Raw genomic sequence first — 17675 nt, 5'->3', positions numbered from 1 at the left:
CGCCGGGTAGCTATGTTCGGAAGGGATAACCGCTGAAAGCATCTAAGCGGGAAGCCTACCTCAAGATAAGATTTCCCCGAGACTTTATGTCTCCTAAAGAGCCGTTGAAGACTACGACGTTGATAGGTTGGATGTGGAAGCATAGTGATATGTGAAGCTGACCAATACTAATTGCTCGTGAGGCTTGACTATACAACACCCAAACAGTTGTTGTATAAAGCTCGATTGATTCGATATTAAGCAAAATAGCTTGATTCAGAAGACCGTTAGTAAGACAATGTTCAACTCAGATATACCTGTTAATGTATTCTATTTGGTACGAAGTAAGGCAAACACTACAAAAAAGTAGTTAAATAAGACCCGAACAAGTCCATAACAGTTGTGCTGGCGACAATAGCAAGAGTGAACCACCTGATCCCTTCCCGAACTCAGAAGTGAAACCTCTTTGCGCTGATGGTAGTGTGGGGTTACCCATGTGAGAGTAAGTCATCGCCAGCTCATTATTCAAAACACCCCCTGCAATTAGCAGGGGGTGTTTTTTTATGCGCGGAAAAAAGAAAAATAGGGAAATTAAAATTATCCGTTCTTTGATTAGGATAGAATTTTCATAAAACAATAATTGAGATAGCCTTAGATGTGACTTTAAGCGATGTGTAATGTAGATCTGTACAGGTCTTTACGATAGCTCTTGGTACAGCTCTCTTGCGCGTTACTGGCATGATTTAAATCTTAGATAGGGGAGTGAGCGAAGACTTGCTTGGGACCAGAGAAAATAGCCTAAAAATTCAGTTCATAAATCTGTAAAAATAAAAAAACCAGCAAAATGCTGGTTTTTGATTGCAGTTCATTTTAACCAAATACGCGCATTACGGCTGCGATTAATACCCAAAGAATTGCAATGGCGATGATGGGTTCAACAATCTTTGCCCATGTTGGGGTTTCTACAAGAACGACGTCTTCAACATCTTGATGCTGATGATTCTGGCTTACCATTTGATTAAACTCCTTCATTGATGCCTCCAATGATAGCTCTTCTTGTACAATTGGTTTAGAGCCTTTGAGTTCTGTTAGGTTGTTTGTTGTCCAAACCCAATCATCTGCTTGACCGGATAAATGTTCAATCTGGCCGGTGAGCAGTTCTTGAATGCTGTTAAGATTATGATTGCCGGTATCATGTAACTGTTTTAATTCAGTGAGCTGTAAATGGAAAATTTCCGAGGTGCTTTGTTCTAGTTGAGTTCGATCCAGAGCTGACTGGTTTTCCGAATGGGTGGCCAGATGACGCACGACTTCCAGTATATATAATTCATCAGGATGATTAATTTCGTTATAAATTTTTTGTGGATTGTTGCGCCACTCGGTAATCAGTTTGCCTAAAGTTAAGGCATTAATTTCAGTTATATATTTTCGTCTTTCTTCTTTCGTATGGTCTTTTAGAAGCTCAGGCTTTTGAGTTTCTATCTGTTCAACAAAATATTGTACTAAATCAAAAGCCATTCACTTGCTCCATTATTTTTTAATCTAATAACCTTAAAGTTGGTTTTTTCTTTGGCTGTTCAGGTTTTTCTTCAGTGCTTGATTTTAAAGCATCTTCATCGGTTTGTGTATGTTCATATTCACTTGGATCAAAGAATAAACCTTGGCCGTTTTCACGTGCGTAAATACCGAGTACGGCTGCCATAGGGACATAGATATCACGAGAGACACCACCAAAGCGAGCAGAGAAGCTAATTGCATCATTGCTCATATGTAGCGCATGTACCGCATGAGGCACAATATTCAGCACAATCTGCCCATCTTTAATAAACTGCTCAGGAACCATGGTATTTGGACGTGTCGCATCGACCAGCAAGTAGGGCGTCATATTGTTATCGCAAACCCACTCATAGATTGCGCGTGCCATATAGGGACGAGTAGGGCTAAGGTTGAATTCTTGTTCGGACATGATGTTTCTCTACAGGTTCTTGATTTGTGCTGAATAACGGTTTTTTTCCTGCAATGTCATAGATTTTACAAAGGCAGGACGACTGAAAATTCGCTGGCAATATAAATAAAATGGACGGCATTGCTGCTGCGGTAATTCTATGCCCATCTGTTTCAGGCGGATAAAAATTGGCGCCAACATGCAATCCAGAATACTGAATTGTTCAGACATAAAATAGGGAAAATGCTGGAATAGTGGCATCAATGAGGTCAGGATATCTTGTAACTGCTTCTGTGCCTGGTTTTTGGCTTTTTTATCTAGGGTGTCTGGATGACGTAACATGATATCGGCCAGTTGTAGCCAGTCATTTTCAAAGCGCCAGATGTATTGACGTTGCTCCGCGCGCGGCATCGGCGCATCGGCATACAGTTTATTCTGACGATAGCGATCATCTACATATTCAGAAATAATTGAAGTATTGAATAATTTGAGTTCATTTTCGATCAGCATCGGCAACTGATTATAAGGATTGAGACTGGCCAGATCCTCGTCATCTGTATCTACCAGAATCAGGTTGTATTTAATTTGCTTCTCGGCAAGCACATAGCGAATCCAATGGGAACGGAAGTCATCGGCATGACTATATAAGGTAATTCCTTGAAGAGGCGCGCTTTCGACTGACATAAATCCTGATGAAGTTCTAATGAATAGACTAGGATACTAAAATTCAACCTAAAAAGCACCAAGCATCAAAGATCAATCGGCTTGAGCCAAGGTAGATTATAAGAAAAATATCTGGAGAAAAACAGCATGCTTATTAAACCGCTCATCATCCTGCTATTTATTGTTATTGGTGTGGCAAATTATTATCTGAGTAAATCATTCTGGTGCCATGACGGGGGCTGGGGTAAAGATATACATGAACAATAACCGCAAAAATATCCTTCAATATTGATAATGAATACTTATAAAAAAAGCCTTGGAATAATCCAAGGCTTTTTTGTCCGGTTCGGTAAACGAATTAACGTTTAGAGAACTGAGGACGTTTACGAGCTTTACGTAAACCAAGTTTCTTACGTTCAACTTCACGAGCATCACGAGTAACGAAACCAGCTTGACGAAGAGCAGGTTTTAAAGTCTCGTCAGAAGCGATCAATGCACGAGTAATACCGTGACGGATTGCGCCTGCTTGACCACCGATACCACCACCAGCAACAGTGATGTAAAGGTCATATTTCTCAGTTGCTTCAAGCAGCTCAAGAGGTTGGTTAACCACCATACGAGCAGTTTCGCGACCGAAATACTGTTCAAGAGTACGGTTGTTAATTACGAGTTTACCAGTACCAGCTGATAGGAAAACACGTGCAGTTGCGGTCTTACGGCGACCTGTACCATAATTAGTAGCCATGTGCTGTTATCCCTTAGATGTCCAAAACTTGTGGCTGTTGAGCAGCGTGTGGATGCTCAGTACCTGCATACACTTTCATTTTCTTGATCATTGCATAACCAAGAGGACCTTTAGGTAACATACCTTTAACAGCTTTTTCTAGAACTGCTTCTGGTTTGTGAGCGATTAACTTTTCAAAGTTAGTCTCACGGATACCACCAGGGAAACCAGTGTGGCGATAGTATTTCTTATCTTGTGACTTTTTACCAGTCACAGTGATTTCTTCAGCATTGATTACAACGATATAATCGCCAGTGTCAACGTGAGGAGTATAAGAAGTCTTGTGCTTACCGCGTAAACGACGAGCGATTTCAGTCGCAAGGCGACCTAAAGTTTTGCCAGAAGCATCAACAACGTACCAGTCGTGTTGAACCTCAGCTGGCTTAGCGCTGAGAGTTTTCATTAAACCACTACCTATTATAGTTGGTTTGGACTATGGAATCTGTCCAAACTAAAGGAGACGCGATTCTAAACGAATACGTGAAGAATCACAAATGAAAATTGAAATTTCAAGCGCTGTATTTTATCTAATCTCCTGAAATAAGGAAAGGCATAAACCTGAATATCTCGCAAAAACGAGGACTATATTTGTAACCATCCTTTCAATTCGTATCAAAATATTGATTTATAAGGACGCTTTGCAATGATCGCTGCAGCCTGGATATGATCGGGTTATAATATTTCTCAGCTTTGCCAAATTGAGAAGATGATGCTGCCTTTATATGTCACCAGCGGAGAACCTGCCGGAATTGGTCCCGATATTTGCCTGAGTCTGGCAGAACGTGTGGATGAACGTCCGATTGTAGTATTGGCCGATCTGAATATGCTGAAAGCCCGTGCAGATCAATTGAAATTGTCTGTGGCGTTGATTGAATATACCGGACAGGACGCATCTTCAAAAAAAGGTCAGCTGTATGTTGAACATGTGCCACTCAATCAGCCTGTGGCATTAGGTGAATTGAACCCGAACAATGCCGCTTATGTATTAGAACAACTGCGACGATCTGCGGACTATGCCATGTCAGCTAAAAGTGTCGGCGTGGCAACTGCACCGGTGCAAAAGTCTGTGATGAATGAAGCTGGCATCCATTTCAGCGGTCATACCGAATATTATCAAGAATTTGCAGGCGTTGAGCGGGTGGTGATGATGCTGGCGACCAAGACTTTACGTGTGGCTTTAGCAACGACGCATCTTCCTTTACGTGCCGTTGCCGATGCGATTAGCAAAGAGCGTTTGCATCAAGTCATTGATATCCTGATTCACGATCTGAAATCCAAATTTAAGATTGAACATCCGCATATTTTGGTTTGCGGTCTCAATCCGCATGCAGGCGAGGGTGGCTATTTGGGTATGGAAGAAATTGAAGTGATTAATCCGGTACTCGAAAGCTACCGTGCTCAAGGCATCAATATGAGTTTAAGCTTGCCCGCAGATACGTTATTTACCCCGGAAAACTTAAAAGATGCCGATGCGGTTCTGGCGATGTATCACGATCAGGGCTTACCTGTGTTAAAATCACAGGGCTTTGGTGAAGCCATTAATATTACCCTCGGCTTACCCTTTATTCGTACATCTGTAGATCATGGCACAGCACTCTCCCTTGCGGGTACGGGACTTGCGAAAAGTTCCAGCCTGCACGTTGCTGTCGATTTAGCCCTCGATCTGGCGCGCCACTGATTATTGTTCATCACTCACGTTGGAAATGTTTTTATGTATCAAATTAATGCCTTAAACCCAAAAGAAGAAGGGCATCAGGCTCGAAAACGATTTGGTCAAAACTTCTTACATGACCAACGTGTCATTGCCAAAATTGTACGCTCAGTCAACCCACGTCCAGGTCAGAACATTCTGGAAATTGGGCCGGGTCTGGCCGCATTGACCTCACCTTTGATTGGTGAATGTGATGCATTGACTGTGGTCGAACTTGACCGCGATTTGGCTGCGGGCCTGCCGGGTCGTGTACCACATCCAGAACGTTTAACCATTATTGAAGCCGATGCACTGCGCTTTGATTATTCAACATTATTTGAAGAAGGCCGTCCGCTGCGCGTGGTTGGTAACTTGCCCTATAATATTTCTACTCCCCTGCTTTTTCATCTTTTGGAATTTGGTGGCAAAGTGCAGGACATGCATTTCATGCTGCAAAAAGAAGTGGTTGATCGGATTACCGCATTACCAAATACCAAGGAATATGGCCGTTTGTCAGTCATGATCCAGTATTTCTGCAAACCGACTTTCCTGTTTGAAGTACCACCGGGATCTTTCAATCCGCCACCAAAAGTGACCTCGGCGGTATTTCGTTTAGAGCCTTATGCAGACAAGCCGATTGTGGCCAAAAATGAAAAAGCGCTGGCACGTCTGGTATCTCATGTCTTTACCCAGCGTCGTAAAACCTTGCGCAATAGCTTAAAAGGCATGCTGGTTGAAGGTGGTTTTGAAAAAGCGGGTGTTGACCCGATGGCACGTCCAGAAACTCTGACCCTTGAACAGTTTGTTGCACTTTCAGATCAAATGGTGGCTTAAATAACGATGAACCGCACTGTTCGATATAATTATGTAATTGGCGATGTGCAAGGCTGTTTTGAGGCCTTGAAAGCTCTGCTCAAAGAAATCCGCTTCGATGCAGATCAGGACTTTATCTGGTTTGCTGGAGACTTGGTGGCACGAGGTGAAAACTCAATTGCTGCACTGCGGTTTATCAAGAAGCTGGCCGAACAGGGATCGGCTGCAACAGTCTTGGGTAATCATGATTTGACTTTATTGGCCTATGCCCGCGGCATCAAGCCGATTAAAGAAAAAGACAATGTTCGTGATGTGATTGATGCCATCGACAGCGATGACCTGATTGACTGGCTGCGTAAACAGCCGCTGTGTCTATTTCCAAATGAGCAGACTATTCTGACCCATGCAGGGATTCCGAATATCTGGAATGCAGAAAAAACTGCTCAATTGGCACAAGAAGTTGAAGCCATCATTTCTAATGATGACTTCGATGTGCTGGATGATTTTTTGAAAGAGATGTTTGGGAAAGAACCCGCACTGTGGTCAGACCAGCTAAAGGGCCATGAGCGTATTCGCTGTATCGTGAATTATTTGACCCGGATGCGTCTCACTGATGCAGAGGGGCGTCTGGAATACAGCTTTAAAGATGCGCTAGATGATCCAATGCCGGAAGGCTTTAAACCCTGGTTTGAATTTGAGTCATTAGCAGCGCAAAGCCATCAGATTCTGTTTGGTCACTGGGCTGCCTTAAATGGTAAAACTATTTCGGACCGAATTCAAAATGTCGATGGTGGCTGTGTCTGGGGCAATCAACTCATGGCATTCCGTCTGGAAGATCAGCAGATGTTCGCGGTTGATAATCCGGTGATCTAAGTAAATCCAATAAAAAAAGCCACGTGATCACGTGGCTTTTTTAAACTATCTATTAGTCTGCACGTATCCAGGTCTGGTTACGACCAAGTACTGAAACACCTACACTGGCGCGCAGGGTTAAACGTTTGCCAGTGTTGTTTAAACGCATTTTTGCGTCATAAATTTTACCTGCCAAAGGATCAATCACTTTACCTTTTTCATAGTTATTGGTGCCTTTAACATGTTTTAAGCCCTTGATAATTGTCATACCTAAAATGGGCTGATTGGTATAGGGAGCAGGGCAGGCATTACATTTTTCACGTGGTGTATAGCCCGGACGCGGGGTAACTTTCACAATTTTAGCAGAGTAAGTGTCGTTAGGCTCTTGGCTAATTACGATAATCGCTTTGGCAGCTCCCGTTTTATCATCAATTTGTTGCCAAGTTCCAGTAATATCTTCCGCCCAAAGGGTCATGCTAAACCCTGTGGTCAATGCGGCAAGTAATATTTTTTTTAACATAGAGAGTCATTCCAGAGAGTTTTTTGTCATCGCGCCCTCATGTTAGGAATTATGATTAAATAGTCAATAATTATCTGAATACTATAGAGTTAATGTACTAAAAAAAGCTGCCAAGTTGGCAGCTTTTATTAATATTGAGAATTGGATACTAATCCTGACGAATCCAGGTCTGGCTGCGGCCTAAAGCAGAAACGCCGACATAACCACGCAAGGTTAAACGTTTACCATTGGCATTTAGACGTACTCTGGCATCGTAAATTTTACCTGCCAGCGGGTCGATCACACGGCCTTTTTCATAGTTATTGGTGCCTTCCACATGTTTTAAGCCAGTCAGTACATCCATGCCCAGAATAGGTTGATTGGTATAAGGCGCGGGACATTTATTACAGGTTTTTTGTGGAGTATAGCCCGGACGTGGCGTAACTTTGATAATTTTTCCGGCAAACGTACCGTTATCATTTTGGCGAATTTCAATCACTGCTTTTGGTGAACCGGTTTTGTCATCAATTTGTTGCCAGGTGCCTGTTAAGTCCTGTGCATACGCAGTGCCAGTCATCATGGCAGCGATGAATATTAATCCTAATTTAGATTGTTTCATTATATTTATCCCTTTTTTTATAGATGAAATAAAATATCTCCAACACAAATGTGCTGCTTTATTAATCCTGGCGAATCCAGGTTTGTGTACGGCCGATGGCAGATATCCCAATGTATCCACGTAGAGTCAGTCGTTTCCCATTGGCAGAAATCCGCCCTTTTAAATCATAAATTTTGCCAGTTAAAGGGTCGAGTATTTGACCATGTCCATAGTTATTCTTGCTGGTTGGTTTCAGCCCTTTAATGATCTCTAGTCCTAAAATCGGTTTGTCTGTATATGGGGGTGGGCACTTTATACATTTTTCCCGTGGCGTATAGCCTGGTCGCGGTGTAACTTTGTGAATGTTCCCAGTATAAGAACCATCTGCCTGAGTTTTCATTTCAATCAGTGCTTTAGGTGAGCCGGTTTTATCGTCAATCTGTTGCCAGAAACCCGATAACTCCTGCGCAAATGCCATGGAGCAGGTGACTATAGAGGCTGTAAATACACCTAAAATTGCAATTTTCTGCATACGATATCCTTATGACAACGCATCAAATTCCATTTGATACATATTATGTAAATTCTACTTATTATACTTTCATAATCCATGAGAAAAGCATATGTTCAATATTCATACAACTTAATGTATGAAAATGCAAGCTTCTCTCTGCTAAATTTTAAACTCATCACATTTTATTCAATAGAGTATGAATTAATCCTGTTTAATCCAGGTCTGGCTGCGACCCAGGGCCGAAACGCCTACATAGCCGCGTAAAGTCAGACGTTTACCATTACTGCTTAATTTTGCCTTGGTGCTATACACATTCCCGGATAATGGATCGAGTAGTTTGCCTTGAGCAAAGTTATTATTGCCGGTGTGCTTCAGGCCTGTCAGTACATCCAGTCCAAGAATCGGTTTATTGGTATAAGGTGCAGGACAAGAGACACAATTTTCTTTTGGGGTATAGCCCGGGCGCGGCGTGATTTTGGTAATTTTGGCCGTATAAGTGCCTGTAGCTGTTTCGCGAATTTCCAGGAATGCTTTAGGTGAACCGGTTTTATCATCGATATTGCGCCATGTCCCTGACAGATCCGAAGCTAAGGCCAGATGGCTGAAAGAGGTTAAAAGTAAAGCCGAGAATAATTGAACCTTTTTCATATTTCTGTTCCTTGAATAAAATTGTTTTATGTTTGTATATTAGGAACGATTAAAGCACAAAACAAACAATTAAAATGATTCACTAGTCACATTTTTTGCAAATAAAGTATAAACGTAGGCAGCCAGATGGCAGTAAACACCGCATTGACTGCCATACCGAAAGCGGCATAACGTCCCGCAACACTGCCACGCTGCCAGGCCTGAGCTGTACCAATCGCATGTGCTGCCAATCCTAAGGCCAGTCCGGAAGCACGTTCATCATTGATATGCCGCAGGATAAACGGTGAAAATGCTGCGCCAATCACTCCGGAAAGAATCACAATCAGAATCACCATACTGATTGGAGCATCCAGTAAGGTGGCGATATTAATCGCAATGGGTGTCGTCACCGCCCGAGTCGCGAAAGCCATAATATCTGCGGAAGACATATGCAGCAGATACGCCAGTCCCATTGGCAGGGCGACAGCACTGATACTGGCAAAAACCAAGATACCGATAATCGCTTTTAGTGGTAAGTCATCATAGCGCATTGCAGCCAGTGGAATGGCCAGGGCGACGGTCACATAGCCAAGTAAATGATTGAAGAGCGGATTCACTTGATCCATGTAATTTTGATAAGGAATCCCGAGCACAAATAAAATTGCAAGCACAAAGAACATGCTAAATACGATGACAGGAATTTGCGGGATGATCCGGTTACAGGGTTTGGCAATCAGATAGGCCATCAGCGTGACCGCAAAGCCATATAAAATAGATAACATGCGGTACTCCTATAACCAGCGCTTGGCCATTTTGGCGTAAATCCATAAAGGAATCAGGGTGCTGAAAAACATGATGAATAAAAATGCCGGAATTTTCTGGCCCATATGGACCAGCATCATCAGTGCACCTGCACTGACAGGCAGGAAAGCAAAGGCGCTTTCCTTCATCAGCTTGTTATTGGTGTCTACGAGACGAGCGGGAAGTTTACCGAAATAGCGCCAGGTAAAAAGGGCAATCAATAAGCTGAGCAATCCTACCAGATTGCCCAATTCAGGATGATCCAGCTGGGTCATGAGCCAGACGGATGCTTCCCGAAAGACAATAATAAGTAACAGGGTGCCGATCCATGCTGGCCAGTCTATTCGTTTTATCCAGTTCATTCGTATGATCAATTATTAAGTTTACTTATCAAGTTTTACTCGATCTTTGACCGGATTTCAAACGCTTCCAGTGGACGTTGAAACTGCTGCGCCTGTTTTCCTAAAATTTCATCTAAAGGTAAATGCGCCTGTTTAATCAGCTGCTCCAATTTTTGTGCTGCAATCCGAATATGTAAATGCAGCTGACCTTCATCATCATAATGTTCTGACTGGATTACATTTAAACCATAAAGCTGGTTGCGCAGCTTGCCGTAGGCGGGTTTCAGAATCAGGTCAAAGGATTGCAATTGTCCCATCAGGGCTTCATGTACCGCTTTACGCAGCAGGTCGATCCCTTCGCCACTATGTGCTGAAACATAGACACGTTCTGGCTCACCCGGGCGTCGATAAATAATTTTGGCCTCATCGCCGCTACAGTCAATTTTATTGTAAACCTGCAGGATCGGAACATCGGCACCAATTTCTTTCAAGACTTTTTCAACCGCTTCAATCTGCTCCAGCATTTCTGGACTACTTGAATCGATGACATGCAGCAACAGGGTAGCTTCTACGGTTTCTTCCAGGGTCGCCTTAAAGGATTCAACCAGCGAGTGGGAAAGATTGCGAACAAAACCCACCGTATCTGCCAGTACCAGATTACCGATGCCATCCCATTCCAGACGTCTTAAAGTCGGGTCCAAGGTGGCAAAAAGCTGATCGGCTGCATAGACATCACTCTTGGCCAGCAGGTTAAACAGGGTCGATTTGCCGGCATTGGTATAACCGACCAAAGACACAGTTGGGACAGCTGCTTTTTGACGGGCAATACGACCTTGCATTCGGGTCTGGCGGACTTTATCAATTTTGGCTTTCAGTTGTCCCATGCGAATACGCAGTAAACGACGGTCAGTTTCAAGCAGGGTTTCACCCGGGCCACGCAAGCCAATGCCGCCTTTTTGGCTGTCGAGATTGCCACGGCTGCGAATTAAGCGGGATGATAAATGTTGCAGTTGTGCCAGTTCGACTTGCAGCTTGCCTTCATAGGTACGGGCACGCTGGGCGAAAATATCTAAAATCAGTTCGGTACGATCGACCACACGGCACTTGATGACCTGTTCCAGATTGCGGGCCTGGGCCGGTGTCAGGGCATGATCAACAATGACCAGATTGGCGTCCAGTTCTTCTACGCATTCGGCGATTTCTTCTGCTTTGCCTGACCCGATAAAAAATTTGGCATCCGGTTTGACGCGTTGAGCATGAATATGTTCCAGAATTTCGGCATCTGCAGATTGCGCCAGCAGATTAAACTCTTCAGCATCAAGGTCATCCAGCATTTGTACGCTGACACTCACCAGAATGACGCGTTCTTTCCCCCGATGTTGTTCTAAATATTCCACTCGGGCCAATCTCCACTTGAAAGCTTTAGTGTAGTTGAAAAAGAGCGAGGCAGATACTGAATTAGCGCGGCTTTGGTTTAAAGTGCGGTGACAAACAGTTGTGCAAGTGTTACCAGTACAGCGGCATAGATACAGGTACCACCCAAAATATATTTGAGCACTTGTAAAGGCTGAAGCTTTTCATTCGCAGGCTGGGTTTGATCTGGCATGGCAGCGATCCTTTTTAATCTAATATTCCGATATTTTTATTTTAAATGATTTATTAATCCAATTAAAATTGAAGATATAGATCTTATTGGTCGGTTTTTATTATCAATGCATGTTGCGAATGAACAGTATAGAATGAGTTTAATTCGTGGATATTCCCTGTATCTAGCTTAGGATTTAGTGACATTTTTATGAACCCAACTGTACAAGATCAAACATCTCACCGACATGGCTTGGCAAAATTCTGGCTTTATATGCGAAAAGTAACAGCTTCACTGGCTGTTATCAGTGAAGGGTTCTATTTGGTTTTCCGTCACGGTTTATACAAAAATCCGAACAATCCAACCAATACCCGTTATGTGCAACATTTTTGTCGACAGTTGTGCAAAGTATTCAATATAGAAGTCCAGGTGCACGGTGAAATTCCGCGCGAACCCGCTTTATGGGTGAGTAACCATGTGTCCTGGCTCGATATTGCAGTTTTAGGTTCAGGGGCACGCGTATTTTTTCTGGCCAAAGCAGAAATTGAAAACTGGCCAATTCTGGGTAAATTGGCCAAAGGTGGCGGCACTTTATTTATCAAACGTGGTTCTGGTGATTCGGTGCGTATCCGCGAACAGATTACCGGATTTTTAAAACAGAATATTCCCGTATTATTTTTTCCTGAAGCCACCACTTCAGATGGGCGAGCCATTAAAAAAGTACACGGCCGGATTTTGGGCGCTGCGATTGAGGCACAGCGTCCTGTGCAAATTTGCCTGATTTGTTATGTGAATCAGCAGGGTGAACTCGATGTGGTTGCGCCGTTTATCAATGACATCAGTTTTGCAGCCCATGTCAAAAAAGTACTGGAAATGCCACAAGTGATTGCACATTTAGTGGCTTTACCTGCAATCGCGACTGAGGGGCACACTGTTGAAAGCCTGACCCGTGTGGTACAGCAAACCATGCAGGCTGGCTTGGTGGAGTTGCAATCGCGTGTACTAGAAAAGACTTAATAAAAAACAACTGGATGAGAAATTTAGGCATTTGATATCTATTCTTGGGAATAGACGTGTATAGCCTCATCTTTGCTTTAAACATTTAAATGGCTTTGTGTTGGCAAAACTCTACTTTTGACAGACCCAAAGTAGGCAAAAGTCTTTATTATCCATACACGACGTCCTGTCGTGATAGATAATATGTGACATCCTTGCCACACTCATATCTCTGAAACTTGGGCAAATCCATGAGAAGAAGGCAGCGTTAAAGAAGAGGCTATTTTAAATAGTTCAACTCAAGCTGTTTGTCACTTACATAAACCCTTCGATCGGCAACCAGGACACCAGTTTGAGCCCAGCTTTTTGGTACCATCTTATTCCGGGTTCTTTGGTGAAGGTTTTAACCTCTCCATTGGCTTTCTTGATTTTCCAGTTAATATTCTGGTTGGCATCCAGCACCAGTTTATAGGCATATTTACTTAAGTTCTGATCCATGGTTTGGTGCACTGCCTGTGCTAAAGAGGGACTATTCAGTAAGACACCAATTTCAGTGTTGAGATAGGCAGAACGTGGATCAAAGTTAAAAGAACCAATAAACACCTGTTTTTGATCGATTGCCATCAGCTTGGCATGCAGGCTGGAGCGGCTCAGACCTTTCAGGCTGACTTTGGCTTTTTTGGAAATTTCCGCTGTATTGGCATTGAGATGATCGGCATCTGGCGCTGCAAGGAACTCATATAGCTGCACATCATTTTCCAATAAATCCTGACGATATTTGGCATAAAAGGCATGTACAACGGCAACATCATTGGCTTTAAACGAATTGGTCAAGACACGGACCTCGATATTTTCATCCGCCAGTTTCTTTAAACGATCTGCGCCAATTTTTTCCGGAACAAAATAGGCAGAGACAATATCAACACTTTGTTCAGGTTTTTCCAGATGTTGTAATAACTGGAAGTTGAGATGTTCTTCGGCTTTGGCCTTGGCCTTGATTTTGCTTGGAGGATCTTTGACCACTTCGGCTTCGACCCAATCCAGTTGAATGTTTTGTTCCAGCCATTGGTCAAATGCTCTGGAACGATTGGCCAGATCCAGATAATTCTGTGTGGCCTGATCCTGACTGTGCTTTTCCAGTTGTTGTTTCAGGCTTGGAAAGCGTAAGCCATGATGGCGCGGATTGACAATCTGTTGCACCGGATAGGCATAATCATCATTCCAGTATTCATCGAAGGAATGAATGATTTCATCCGATGCTGCACCGACCAGCATCACATCGACATCGGAAAACTGATAAATTTCACTGACATTATAATACTGGTTACTCATATTGCGTCCACCAATCAGGGCAATCTGGTTGTCGGCAATAAAACTTTTATTATGCATGCGGCGATTAATACGCTTTAAATCCAGCACCATGTCCATGGCACGATATTTTCGAAAACGGTAGGGATTATACAGTTTGACATCGATATTCTGATGCTGGTTTAAGGCCAGATAAATACCTTCCATTTTCTTGGCATTATTGTCATCCATTAGCAGACGCACTTTTACGCCACGATCTGCCGCCTGAATAATCGCATGCAGGGCAAGGGTGCCAATCCGGTCGTTGTCCCAAATATAATATTGTAGATCCAGACTACGCTCGGCCTTCTTAATCAGCTGGATACGCGCACCCAGTGCTTCGAGTGGGTCATAGAGCACACGATAACCGGTCAGGCCGATGTTCTGTTCACGTAAAGGTTCAACAATTTGCGCCAAACTGGTTTGTGAGGTATCTGTTTCAAATGCCATCTGGCTAGGCTGCTCAGTTTGCTTGGGCAAAGTACTGCATGCAGGAAGACCCAAGATCATGCTACAGCTCAGTAAAATCCCAGCTTTATAGCGATAAATTGATGAAAAGCTGGGAGATTTTGAATGAGCTTGAACGTGGGGAGCAGTGGCCATATAAGTCGAAGAATGAAAAATTAGAATTGAGTATAATTGCCAGCTATGAAAAGATAAATATAAAGCCAGTAATCAGCTTCTCGACTCGACAAGGCAAATCTATGTGGGATACCAGTTCCGTACTTTTTTATTTTTATTTAGGCATGGCCATTCTGGCCATCTGGGCTGTGTACCAGGCATGGTCTAGTCAATCTCGTACCGAGACTATTCATCCATTTAAAGCATTTTGTCATTTGTTGGCTTTTTACCTGTCCTATTTACTGGTTCCACTGGTGTTCTTCAGTATTTATGCCGGATGGAGCGGTTATTATTCCTTGCATGAAGCTGTTTTTGTATTTTTGATCAGCGCCGTCTTGAGTTATGCACGCTTTATCGAGCCGCATTTAATTCAAGTGAAAACGACACAATATCAGATCAATGCGGATAAACGCTTAAAGCAACCCGTCCGGATTGCCCTGATTGCAGATTTACATATCGGTCTGTTTTCTGGTCATGAACGGCAGTTGCGACAAATTGTGCATAAGTTAAATCATGTTCAACCCGATTTGGTGGTGGTGGCCGGAGACTGGACTTATGAGCCGGAAAATAAACTGGCACAAGAACTGGCAGTTTTAAAAGAAATTCATGCCCCAGTCTATTCCGTCAATGGCAATCATGACGAGCAATATCCGGGACCACCGATTCAGGAACTGTTGCAATATGCACTGCAAGTCAATCAGGTCATGGATATTGAAGGGCAAATTGTCGAATTTGATGAATTTCGGCTCTTGGGTGTGGGCGATCTCTGGGCGGGTAAAGCCGATATGCGCAGTCTGCCAGATTTACCTCAGGACAAGCCTTGGGTCATTTTGTCGCATAATCCCGATACGGTGGATATGATTCCCAAATTGCCGACACGTCCTCTCATGCTGGCTGGACATACCCATGGCGGACAGGTGGAATTGCCTTGGCTGACCGATTATGTCATGAAAAAAGTATCAATTTTGGGGCATAAGAAGGGCATGTACCGTCATGAACATGCAGATGTGTTTGTCACGGTCGGCACCGGTTTGGTCGGCGTACCTTTTCGTTTTCGAGTACCACCCACCATTGATATTATTGAACTGATCTAAATGGAGATATTGTCCTGTTCAGCTTTAACTGATGATCCAGATCAGGATCAATAACAGCACTGCAATGGCTGCCAGAATCCAGATTTTATTTTCAATTTTTCGGGTTGGGACGTCTTCGCGTAATTGTCGTGCGGTGATTTCAGCTTCTGTGGGGGTATTCAGGCTCGGATGGGTCGGAATTTCAAGGGGAGGCGTTACCAGGTCAATCTCACCCGCATCATCACTAAAGCGCGGTCCTGTGCTTTCAGTTTTCATGACCACATCGTGCTCACGGACAATTTCCTCAATCACTTGCAGCGCCTGGATTTCATCCAAAGTCGTGTGCTCGGTGATATAGCGAACGGCCTCTATTTTTTTATCATCTTCCAGCAAAATAATAATATTGACCAACTGTTCCTGGGTTAGGGATTCAATAAGTTCCTGCATTGCCTTGCCTCATTGTCTGGTTGAGTCCATTTGATTGTTGAGCAAATTTAACGAGATAAGTAGCAGAGTTTTGTTGTGAAATCATAAAAAAGCCAGCATCGAATGCTGGCTTTTAAATCAAACTAAGACTTTAAATTTGATTATTTACATCATCATTCTTGGTTTCACGAATCAACAGAAATGCAATCAGTGACAGGATTGATGCTGCGGTCAGGTAATAACCGACTGCAGACAGACCATAAGTTGTTGCCAGTTTGGTGGCAATCAGCGGAGCAAAGGATGCACCAAAGATGCCTGCCAGGTTAAAGGTCAATGCAGAACCGGTATAACGTACTGAAGTCGGGAATATTTCAGACAATACAGTACCGATTGGCCCATAGGTTAAGCCCATGATCGCCAGACCAATACACAAGAACAGGAATACCACCAGCGTGCTGCCAGATTCCAGCATATCTGCAAAGAAAATCCCGAAGATGGCAGAGATAACACAGACTGCAATCGAGGTGGTTTTACGGCCAAATTTCTCGGCCAATACTGCAGAAAGTGGGATAAAGGCAGCAAAACATAGGGTTGCAACCAACTGCAATTGCAGGAATTCTTCACGAGAATAACCTAGCTGTTTAGTACCCCATTGCAATGCAAATACTGTGGTGAGGTAGAACACCACGAAGGTACAGATTGCAGCGATGGTGCCGAGTACCAGCATGCGAGAATGTTTTTTGAAGACTTGAACAAATGGAATGTTCACTTCTTTTTGTTTATCTAGCACCTTTTGGAATGCCGGGGTTTCATGCAGTTTTAAACGAATCCATAAACCGACAATCACCAGCAAGGCACTTGAGATAAATGGAATACGCCAGCCCCAAGCCATAAAGTCAGCCTCAGACATGAAAGCGCCCAACGTCAGGAAAGAACCTGTTGCCAGAATAAAGCCGATTGGAGCACCAAGTTGCGGGAACATGCCATACCAGGCACGTTTACCTTCAGGTGCATTCTCGGTGGCAAGAAGTACGGCACCTGACCATTCACCACCCAGCCCCAAGCCCTGACCTAAACGACAGAGTGCAAGCAAGAGTGGTGCAGCAATCCCGATTTGCGCATAAGTGGGCAAGAGGCCAATCGCAACGGTGGAAATCCCCATGGTCAGCAAGGCAGCGACCAATGTGGCTTTTCGCCCGATCCGGTCACCCAAATGACCAAAGAGTGCCGCACCAATCGGGCGGGCAATAAAGGCAATGGCGAAAGTGGCCAGCGACTGAATGGTGGCAGTCATCGGATCTGTACTTGCAGGGAAGAACAGATACGGAAAAATAATGACAGCAGCAGTGGCATAGATATAAAAATCGAAGAACTCGATTGTAGTACCGACCAAGCTCGCGGTTAAAACGCGAAATTTTGAATTTTGTGCTGGCTGAGCAGCAGAATTAGACGACGCCATGGAGAACCTTACACTTACTAAAAATAAAAAAGCTTAGTTTTAAAAGCGTAATCTTTTTAAAA

At 43.5% G+C, this 17675-nt stretch carries 21 protein-coding genes and 2 rRNA genes; 7 read left to right on the top strand and 16 right to left on the bottom strand.

Going from position 1 to position 17675, the window contains the following annotated elements; translation table 11 throughout:
* Both CWI32_RS12095 and rrf read left to right on the top strand, forming a co-directional pair.
* Positions 1–192: ribosomal RNA gene (locus tag CWI32_RS12095) — 23S ribosomal RNA — on the top strand; the annotation flags it as partial.
* A gap of 191 nt (positions 193–383) precedes the next feature.
* Positions 384–498: ribosomal RNA gene (rrf, locus tag CWI32_RS12090) — 5S ribosomal RNA — on the top strand.
* A 351-nt stretch (positions 499–849) separates the two neighbouring features.
* Here rrf and CWI32_RS12085 read toward each other — a convergent pair.
* The 5 genes from CWI32_RS12085 to rplM form a co-directional block, all read right to left on the bottom strand.
* Positions 850–1497, bottom strand: coding sequence for a hypothetical protein (locus tag CWI32_RS12085; RefSeq protein ID WP_005169443.1), 648 nt, complete (start codon positions 1495–1497; stop codon positions 850–852).
* 19 nt (positions 1498–1516) lie between these two features.
* Complete coding sequence (locus CWI32_RS12080; protein ID WP_005098047.1) at positions 1517–1945, bottom strand: ClpXP protease specificity-enhancing factor; 429 nt, start codon at positions 1943–1945, stop codon at positions 1517–1519.
* Positions 1946–1954: 9 nt separating this feature from the next.
* Positions 1955–2608, bottom strand: a complete 654-nt coding sequence (locus CWI32_RS12075; RefSeq protein WP_005098044.1) for a glutathione S-transferase N-terminal domain-containing protein — start codon at positions 2606–2608, stop codon at positions 1955–1957.
* A 337-nt stretch (positions 2609–2945) separates the two neighbouring features.
* Positions 2946–3332, bottom strand: a complete 387-nt coding sequence (gene rpsI, locus CWI32_RS12070; protein ID WP_005007735.1) for a 30S ribosomal protein S9 — start codon at positions 3330–3332, stop codon at positions 2946–2948.
* A 13-nt stretch (positions 3333–3345) separates the two neighbouring features.
* The gene (rplM, locus tag CWI32_RS12065) at positions 3346–3774 is read right to left on the bottom strand and encodes a 50S ribosomal protein L13 (protein ID WP_004281682.1); all 429 of its coding nucleotides are present in this window, start codon (positions 3772–3774) and stop codon (positions 3346–3348) included.
* A gap of 303 nt (positions 3775–4077) precedes the next feature.
* Between rplM and pdxA the strand changes: the two genes are divergently transcribed.
* Genes pdxA through CWI32_RS12050 form a run of 3 tightly spaced genes read left to right on the top strand, consistent with a single transcriptional unit; the run spans position 4078 to position 6747 of the window.
* On the top strand, positions 4078–5049 hold the full coding sequence (pdxA, locus tag CWI32_RS12060) for a 4-hydroxythreonine-4-phosphate dehydrogenase PdxA (protein ID WP_171063322.1): 972 nt from the start codon (positions 4078–4080) through the stop codon (positions 5047–5049).
* A 33-nt stretch (positions 5050–5082) separates the two neighbouring features.
* Complete coding sequence (rsmA, locus tag CWI32_RS12055) at positions 5083–5895, top strand: 16S rRNA (adenine(1518)-N(6)/adenine(1519)-N(6))-dimethyltransferase RsmA (protein ID WP_100535392.1); 813 nt, start codon at positions 5083–5085, stop codon at positions 5893–5895.
* Positions 5896–5901: 6 nt separating this feature from the next.
* On the top strand, positions 5902–6747 hold the full coding sequence (locus tag CWI32_RS12050) for a symmetrical bis(5'-nucleosyl)-tetraphosphatase (protein WP_005169457.1): 846 nt from the start codon (positions 5902–5904) through the stop codon (positions 6745–6747).
* Between the two features lie 52 nt (positions 6748–6799).
* On the opposite strand, the gene CWI32_RS12045 is transcribed toward CWI32_RS12050, so the two are convergent.
* The 8 genes from CWI32_RS12045 to CWI32_RS15475 all read right to left on the bottom strand — a co-directional run bounded on the left by CWI32_RS12045 (position 6800) and on the right by CWI32_RS15475 (position 11712).
* A complete protein-coding gene (locus tag CWI32_RS12045; protein WP_005098035.1) occupies positions 6800–7246 on the bottom strand; it encodes a DUF2147 domain-containing protein in 447 nt (148 codons plus the stop codon).
* A 148-nt stretch (positions 7247–7394) separates the two neighbouring features.
* Positions 7395–7844 (bottom strand): DUF2147 domain-containing protein, encoded by a 450-nt coding sequence (locus CWI32_RS12040; RefSeq protein WP_005098033.1) that lies wholly within the window; start codon positions 7842–7844, stop codon positions 7395–7397.
* Between the two features lie 61 nt (positions 7845–7905).
* On the bottom strand, positions 7906–8355 hold the full coding sequence (locus tag CWI32_RS12035; protein WP_005098031.1) for a DUF2147 domain-containing protein: 450 nt from the start codon (positions 8353–8355) through the stop codon (positions 7906–7908).
* A 183-nt stretch (positions 8356–8538) separates the two neighbouring features.
* On the bottom strand, positions 8539–8985 hold the full coding sequence (locus tag CWI32_RS12030) for a DUF2147 domain-containing protein (RefSeq protein ID WP_005098029.1): 447 nt from the start codon (positions 8983–8985) through the stop codon (positions 8539–8541).
* An 86-nt stretch (positions 8986–9071) separates the two neighbouring features.
* On the bottom strand, positions 9072–9746 hold the full coding sequence (locus tag CWI32_RS12025; protein WP_005098028.1) for an LrgB family protein: 675 nt from the start codon (positions 9744–9746) through the stop codon (positions 9072–9074).
* Positions 9747–9755: 9 nt separating this feature from the next.
* Positions 9756–10127: a hypothetical protein gene (locus CWI32_RS12020; RefSeq protein ID WP_005098027.1), complete on the bottom strand. Its 372-nt coding sequence runs from the start codon at positions 10125–10127 to the stop codon at positions 9756–9758.
* 35 nt (positions 10128–10162) lie between these two features.
* Positions 10163–11503, bottom strand: a complete 1341-nt coding sequence (hflX, locus tag CWI32_RS12015; protein ID WP_005169463.1) for a ribosome rescue GTPase HflX — start codon at positions 11501–11503, stop codon at positions 10163–10165.
* Positions 11504–11580: 77 nt separating this feature from the next.
* Positions 11581–11712, bottom strand: coding sequence for a hypothetical protein (locus CWI32_RS15475; RefSeq protein WP_005098021.1), 132 nt, complete (start codon positions 11710–11712; stop codon positions 11581–11583).
* A 189-nt stretch (positions 11713–11901) separates the two neighbouring features.
* Here CWI32_RS15475 and CWI32_RS12010 point away from each other — a divergent pair, with 189 nt between their 5' ends.
* Positions 11902–12708 carry a lysophospholipid acyltransferase family protein gene (locus tag CWI32_RS12010; protein ID WP_100329182.1) on the top strand — a complete coding sequence of 269 codons (807 nt, stop codon included), beginning with the start codon at positions 11902–11904 and terminating at the stop codon, positions 12706–12708.
* Positions 12709–13002: 294 nt separating this feature from the next.
* Here CWI32_RS12010 and CWI32_RS12005 read toward each other — a convergent pair whose 3' ends face one another.
* Positions 13003–14637, bottom strand: coding sequence for a phospholipase D family protein (locus CWI32_RS12005; protein WP_100535391.1), 1635 nt, complete (start codon positions 14635–14637; stop codon positions 13003–13005).
* Positions 14638–14738: 101 nt separating this feature from the next.
* Between CWI32_RS12005 and CWI32_RS12000 the strand changes: the two genes are divergently transcribed.
* Positions 14739–15749 carry a metallophosphoesterase gene (locus CWI32_RS12000; RefSeq protein WP_100535390.1) on the top strand — a complete coding sequence of 337 codons (1011 nt, stop codon included), beginning with the start codon at positions 14739–14741 and terminating at the stop codon, positions 15747–15749.
* 24 nt (positions 15750–15773) lie between these two features.
* Here CWI32_RS12000 and CWI32_RS11995 read toward each other — a convergent pair whose 3' ends face one another.
* Positions 15774–16175, bottom strand: a complete 402-nt coding sequence (locus tag CWI32_RS11995; RefSeq protein ID WP_100357973.1) for a hypothetical protein — start codon at positions 16173–16175, stop codon at positions 15774–15776.
* A gap of 130 nt (positions 16176–16305) precedes the next feature.
* The gene (locus tag CWI32_RS11990; RefSeq protein WP_074383499.1) at positions 16306–17613 is read right to left on the bottom strand and encodes an MFS transporter; all 1308 of its coding nucleotides are present in this window, start codon (positions 17611–17613) and stop codon (positions 16306–16308) included.
* Positions 17614–17675 lie beyond the last annotated feature (62 nt).

It is taken from the genome of Acinetobacter pseudolwoffii (assembly GCF_002803605.1).
GTDB lineage: Bacteria > Pseudomonadota > Gammaproteobacteria > Pseudomonadales > Moraxellaceae > Acinetobacter > Acinetobacter pseudolwoffii.
Note: the sequence above shows the minus strand (reverse complement) of the source record. Positions and strands in the feature narration are given on the sequence as shown.

Bases quoted from the DNA above. Each gene is read 5' to 3' on its own strand.
- CWI32_RS12000 (WP_100535390.1), top strand. From the start codon at position 14,739: ATGTGGGATACCAGTTCCGTACTTTTTTATTTTTATTTAGGCATGGCC.
- CWI32_RS12050 (WP_005169457.1), top strand. From the start codon at position 5,902: ATGAACCGCACTGTTCGATATAATTATGTAATTGGCGATGTGCAAGGC.
- CWI32_RS12075 (WP_005098044.1), bottom strand. From the start codon at position 2,608: ATGTCAGTCGAAAGCGCGCCTCTTCAAGGAATTACCTTATATAGTCAT.
- CWI32_RS12035 (WP_005098031.1), bottom strand. From the start codon at position 8,355: ATGCAGAAAATTGCAATTTTAGGTGTATTTACAGCCTCTATAGTCACC.
- CWI32_RS15475 (WP_005098021.1), bottom strand. From the start codon at position 11,712: ATGCCAGATCAAACCCAGCCTGCGAATGAAAAGCTTCAGCCTTTACAA.
- CWI32_RS12080 (WP_005098047.1), bottom strand. From the start codon at position 1,945: ATGTCCGAACAAGAATTCAACCTTAGCCCTACTCGTCCCTATATGGCA.
- CWI32_RS11995 (WP_100357973.1), bottom strand. From the start codon at position 16,175: ATGCAGGAACTTATTGAATCCCTAACCCAGGAACAGTTGGTCAATATT.
- CWI32_RS12005 (WP_100535391.1), bottom strand. From the start codon at position 14,637: ATGGCCACTGCTCCCCACGTTCAAGCTCATTCAAAATCTCCCAGCTTT.
- rpsI (WP_005007735.1), bottom strand. From the start codon at position 3,332: ATGGCTACTAATTATGGTACAGGTCGCCGTAAGACCGCAACTGCACGT.
- CWI32_RS12010 (WP_100329182.1), top strand. From the start codon at position 11,902: ATGAACCCAACTGTACAAGATCAAACATCTCACCGACATGGCTTGGCA.
- CWI32_RS12025 (WP_005098028.1), bottom strand. From the start codon at position 9,746: ATGTTATCTATTTTATATGGCTTTGCGGTCACGCTGATGGCCTATCTG.
- CWI32_RS11990 (WP_074383499.1), bottom strand. From the start codon at position 17,613: ATGGCGTCGTCTAATTCTGCTGCTCAGCCAGCACAAAATTCAAAATTT.
- CWI32_RS12040 (WP_005098033.1), bottom strand. From the start codon at position 7,844: ATGAAACAATCTAAATTAGGATTAATATTCATCGCTGCCATGATGACT.
- CWI32_RS12045 (WP_005098035.1), bottom strand. From the start codon at position 7,246: ATGTTAAAAAAAATATTACTTGCCGCATTGACCACAGGGTTTAGCATG.
- rsmA (WP_100535392.1), top strand. From the start codon at position 5,083: ATGTATCAAATTAATGCCTTAAACCCAAAAGAAGAAGGGCATCAGGCT.
- rplM (WP_004281682.1), bottom strand. From the start codon at position 3,774: ATGAAAACTCTCAGCGCTAAGCCAGCTGAGGTTCAACACGACTGGTAC.
- CWI32_RS12030 (WP_005098029.1), bottom strand. From the start codon at position 8,985: ATGAAAAAGGTTCAATTATTCTCGGCTTTACTTTTAACCTCTTTCAGC.
- pdxA (WP_171063322.1), top strand. From the start codon at position 4,078: ATGATGCTGCCTTTATATGTCACCAGCGGAGAACCTGCCGGAATTGGT.
- CWI32_RS12020 (WP_005098027.1), bottom strand. From the start codon at position 10,127: ATGAACTGGATAAAACGAATAGACTGGCCAGCATGGATCGGCACCCTG.
- CWI32_RS12085 (WP_005169443.1), bottom strand. From the start codon at position 1,497: ATGGCTTTTGATTTAGTACAATATTTTGTTGAACAGATAGAAACTCAA.